Genomic DNA, 2,613 nt, shown 5'->3' on the forward strand with positions numbered 1-2,613 from the left:
GCCCGATCCGCCGTCCGCGCCGGATCGTGGTGCTGTGCGACGTGAGCCGCTCCATGCACGGCTACGCCGACATCTACCTGCACCTGATGCGGGCCGCGGTGCGCGCCGGCGACGCCGAGGTGTTCGCGTTCTCCACGAGCCTGACCCGGCTCACCGCGACCCTGGCGCACCGCTCCGCCGAGCACGCGGTCGCCCGCGCCAACGACACGGTCGTCGACCGCTACGGCGGCACCCACATCGCCGGCAGCCTCGAGGCGTTGCTCGCCTCCCACCACGGCAACCTGCTGCGCGGCGCCGTCGTGTTCGTCGCCTCCGACGGGTGGGACAGCGACCATCCGCAGGCCCTCGGCCGGGCCGTCGCGCGGGTGCGCCGCCGCGCGCACCGGCTGATCTGGCTGAACCCGCGGGCCGGCCGGCCCGGGTACCGTCCCGAGACCGGGCCGATGGCGGCGGCGCTGCCGCACTGCGACGCCCTGCTGGCGGCCGACACCCTCGATGCCCTGCGCGCGGTGTTCGATCTCGACCCGGCCGCCGGCCGGGTGGCGCACGTCTCCGACGGCCCGTCGTAGCGGCGCTCGTCGAGGTCCTACCCTGTTAGGTATGGCATCACCCGAGCTCGCGTCGGCCGCGCCGACGTCCTCGCCGCCGGCCGGGCGGCGCAACACGTCGGCACTGTACGTCCTCCTCGGGCTCGTCGCCGCGGTCGTCGCGCCGATCGTGGTCGGCCTGTCCGCCGCGCAGGCGCTGGTGCTGCTGGGCATCCCCGACCCCGGTCCGCTCACTACCTACGGGCTGCCCGCGGTGCGGGCGATCGCGGAGGTCGCGGCCGTCGCCGCGGTCGGTTCGCTGTTCTTCGCCGCGTTCCTGGTGCCGCCGCAGCGCAGCGGGGTGCTCGACGTGGACGGCTACCGGGCCATGCGCACCGCGGGCGCCGCCGCCCTGATCTGGGCGTTCTGCTCGGCGGTGCTGGTGCCGCTGACCCTGTCCGACACGTCCGGGCAGCCGCTGGCCGAGGCGCTGAAGCCGGAGAACCTGTGGGGTGCGATCGGGCAGATCGACACCGCGCTCGCGTGGGCGTGGACGGCGGCGCTCGCCCTGATCCTGGCGGTGCTGATCCGCGCCGCGGTGCGCTGGTCGTGGGTGCCGTACCTGCTCCTGCTGTCCCTGGTGACGCTGATGCCGCTGGCCCTGACGGGGCACTCGTCGTCGGGCGGATCGCACGACATGGCCACCAACAGCCTGGTGCTGCACCTGGTCGCGGCCGCGGTGTGGGCGGGCGGCCTGTTCGCCCTGCTCGCCCACGGGTGGCGCCGCGGCGCGCACACCGACCTCGCCGCCCGCCGGTTCTCGTTCGTCGCCGGGGTGGCCTTCGCGGTGATGGCCCTGAGCGGCATCGTCAACGCCGCGGTGCGGCTGCCGGCCGACGAGTTGCTCACCAGCACCTACGGCCGGCTGATCGTGGCCAAGGCGCTGGCGCTGATCGCCCTGGGCGTCCTCGGATGGATGCAGCGGCGCCGCGCGCTGCCCGCCCTCGAGGCGAACCCCGACGACCGGGGCGCGCTCGTCCGGTTCGCGGCCGTCGAGGCCGTCATCCTGGCCGCCACCGTCGGACTGGCCGTGGGGCTGGGCCGTACCCCGCCGCCCCCGCCGGCGACGGTGCCGTCGCTGCTCGAGGTGGAGCTGGGCTACAACCTGGACGGCCCCCCGACGGTCGGCACCCTCTTCTTCGGCGCGTGGCGCTTCGACCTGATCTTCGGCACGATCGCCCTGGTTCTCGCGGTCGGCTACGCGATCGGGCTGTGGACGCTGCGCCGGCGCGGCGACAGCTGGCCCGTCGGCCGGTCGATCGCCTGGTTCTCCGGCTGCTTCGTGCTGCTGGTCGCCACGTCGTCGGGCGTGGGCATGTACTCGCCGGCGATGTTCAGCGTGCACATGGGCGCCCACATGGCGATGTCGATGCTGGCGCCCGTGCTGCTCGCCCTCGGCGGGGCGATGACCCTGGCGCTGCGGGCCTTCAAACCGGCGGGCCGCGACGGCTACCCCGGCCCGCGTGAATGGCTCCTGGCGTTCCTGCACAGCCCGCCGTCGCGGTTCTTCACCCATCCGGTCGTCGCGTCGGTGATGTTCGTCGGCGGCTTCTACGCGCTGTACCTGGGCGGGATCTTCGAGGCCAACGCCGACAGTCACGCCGCGCACGTGCTGATGAACCTGCACTTCCTGATGAGCGGCTACCTGTTCTACTGGGTCGTGATCGGCGTGGACCCGTCGCCGCGCGACGTGACGCCGGTGACGAAGCTGGCGATGGTGTTCGGCTCGCTGCCGTTCCACGCGTTCTTCGGTGTGACCCTGATGAGCATGGGCACGGTGATGGCCGAGTCCTACTACCGCGGTCTCGGCCTGGCCTGGAACAGCGACCTGTTCGCTGACCAGAAGGTGGGCGGCAGCATCGCCTGGTCGGCCGGGGAGATCCCGCTGGTGCTGGTGATGCTGGCCCTGCTGGTGCAGTGGTCGCGCAGCGACGAGCGCACCGCGCGACGGGTGGACCGCGCCGCCGAGCGGGACGACGACGCCGATCTCGCCGCCCACAACGCGATGTTCGCCGAGCTGGCGCGG

General features: G+C 73.6%; 2 protein-coding genes. Both read left to right on the top strand.

From position 1 onward, the window contains the following. Positions 1–569: VWA domain-containing protein (locus CQZ88_RS16240; protein WP_146034317.1), on the top strand; the 569-nt coding region annotated here is incomplete at its 5' end. Between the two features lie 31 nt (positions 570–600). Continuing rightward, on the top strand, positions 601–2,613 hold a 2,013-nt coding region (locus tag CQZ88_RS16245; RefSeq protein ID WP_102800032.1), incomplete at its 3' end, for a cytochrome c oxidase assembly protein.

It is taken from the genome of Rhodococcus sp. ENV425 (genome assembly GCF_002887785.1).
GTDB classification, from domain to species: Bacteria; Actinomycetota; Actinomycetes; order Mycobacteriales; family Mycobacteriaceae; genus Rhodococcus; species Rhodococcus aetherivorans.